Below are 2,063 nucleotides of genomic sequence, written 5' to 3'. Positions count from 1 at the left end.
GATTACTGGCATACCGTTCTTTTTTCCGTTCGTGGTGGGCTTCCAGAGCCCCGGATGGGGCTCCCTTGTGCTTTGCAAATCGTAAAATAGCGTATTGTGGCATGTAACTCCTTCCCGTCCACAAAAGAGTGGACATTTCTTTATTTTCAAGGTACGGCTCATCGATGAACTAAGAAAAGTCTACACTTATTTTTCATGCTGTGCCGTATATCCGAAAGGCAGGAAATATAGGACATTTGGCAGGACTTTCCGCTTTTACGGAAATGTGGTAGAATGGAGAAGAAAATGATTATGAGGAGATGATACTGTGGCATTAACCATACAGGAACGATTAAAAGACCTACGGGTAGAGCGGGGACTGACCTTGGAACAGCTTGCCGGTGAAACCGGGCTGTCAAAATCTGCCCTCGGAAGCTATGAATCGGAGGATTACAAGGATATCAGCCATCACGCCATCAACCGTCTGGCTGACTTTTACGGTGTGACTGCCGATTATCTGCTTGCCCGGACAGAAACAAAAAGCCACCCGAATGCAGAGCTTTCTGACCTGCATCTGAGTGACGAAATGATAGAGCTATTAAAGAGTAAACGGGTGGATACGGCACTGCTCTGTGAACTGGCAACCCACCCGGATTTCACAAAGCTTCTTGCCGACATACAAATCTATGTGGAAGGGATTGCATCCATGCAGATACAGAACCTGAATACATGGGTGGATGTGGCAAGGGCTGAAATCATGGAAAAGTATCAGACAACGGAACAGGACAAAACCATGTATCTGTTGCAGTCAGCCCATGTGGAAGAAGGCGACTATTTCCGTAGCCGAGTACATAAGGACATGGACGGCATTTTAGAAGATATCAGAAACGCCCACGTTGGAAGAAATGACGGAGCACCGAAGACCTCTGTGGCAGAAGAACTGCGACAGGATTTGGAGGAAGTGGCAGCCTTTGAAGGAAGCCGGGCAGAACAGCTTCTGTTGGTTTTCTGTAAGCAGACCAAGCTCCGTTACAATAAGCTGACAGAGGAAGAAAAACAGGCACTGATGCGGATAATGCAGAAGTCGGAGTTGATGAAAAGCCCTATTTCACAGAGGGGCAGGAAGAAATAAAATATGTATACTTAAAGATGCTTTGAGAGGTAACATTTATGGGATTTCGTACACTTGAAATTAGTCATGCAGCAGAAATACACATAAAAGAAGGGCAATTGGAAATCACAACAGACGATGGAATTGCAGTTGTGCCGATAGAGGACTTGAATCAGATTATGGTACATGGTGCTAATATACGACTTTCTACAATGGATTTATCTATCTTAAGTCAAAATAAGGTGGCACTGATGACGCTGGATGACAGATATTTACCGACAGCCATTGTGTTGCCATTTGAAGGTCATGCAAGGCAGTCTAAATTAATGCATGCACAAATAAATACTACACATGAAAAATATATGGAATTATGGATTGATATTATAAAACAAAAGATAAGTAATCAATCCAGAGCTTTGTCTATTATGGGTTTGGATGGTGCGGAAAGAATTGCAGAGCATGTGGCAACTGTAGATGAGGAAAATGTGGATTACTGTGAATCATTAGCTGCTAAAGAATATTTTGCATATTATCATGAGGGATTTAACAGAAGAAGTGAGAACCCTATCAATAGCAGACTGAATTATGGCTATGCTGTTGTAAGAAGTGCAATTGCAAGAAAACTGGTGGCAACGGGTTTTCATCCAACTTTTGGAATACATCATGACAATCAATTGAATGCATTTAATCTGGCTGATGATTTGATAGAACCGTATCGTGCAATAGTTGATTTAGTAGCACACAACAATATAGCGTCAAACATTCAGTTGACAAAATCAGAAAGAAGAGAATTGGCGCATGTATTACATAATGCCTGTATTGTCGATGGAGTCAAGGTTAATGTAATGTCGGCGATTGATATTATGGTGGAAAGTTTGAAGAGGATTATTTTAGATGCTTCGACGGAAAAATTAAAGGTACCAATGATTCTGCCGATTGAAAGTATGGAGGGAATTACGGAATGAGATTACTT

The 2,063-nt window shown here is 42.0% G+C and carries 2 protein-coding genes and 1 pseudogene; 2 read left to right on the top strand and 1 reads right to left on the bottom strand.

From position 1 onward, the window contains the following. Nucleotides 1-103 (bottom strand): annotated as a pseudogene (locus tag QZZ35_RS11500) (MobV family relaxase); the annotation flags it as partial. A gap of 204 nt (nt 104-307) precedes the next feature. Between QZZ35_RS11500 and QZZ35_RS11495 the strand changes: the two are divergent. Both QZZ35_RS11495 and cas1 read left to right on the top strand, forming a co-directional pair. Then, on the top strand, nt 308-1,111 hold the full coding sequence (locus QZZ35_RS11495; protein ID WP_291237529.1) for a helix-turn-helix domain-containing protein: 804 nt from the start codon (nt 308-310) through the stop codon (nt 1,109-1,111). Between the two features lie 38 nt (nt 1,112-1,149). Further along, on the top strand, nt 1,150-2,055 hold the full coding sequence (gene cas1, locus QZZ35_RS11490; RefSeq protein ID WP_080568456.1) for a type II CRISPR-associated endonuclease Cas1: 906 nt from the start codon (nt 1,150-1,152) through the stop codon (nt 2,053-2,055). Nucleotides 2,056-2,063 lie beyond the last annotated feature (8 nt).

The organism is Frisingicoccus sp., assembly GCA_016298055.1.
GTDB lineage: Bacteria > Bacillota > Clostridia > Lachnospirales > Lachnospiraceae > Frisingicoccus.
The sequence above is the reverse complement of the archived record's forward strand: the minus strand, read 5'-3'. Positions and strand labels throughout refer to the sequence as shown.

Coding starts and splice junctions, on each gene's coding strand:
- cas1 (WP_080568456.1), top strand. CDS start 1,150: ATGGGATTTCGTACACTTGAAATTAGTCATGCAGCAGAAATACACATA.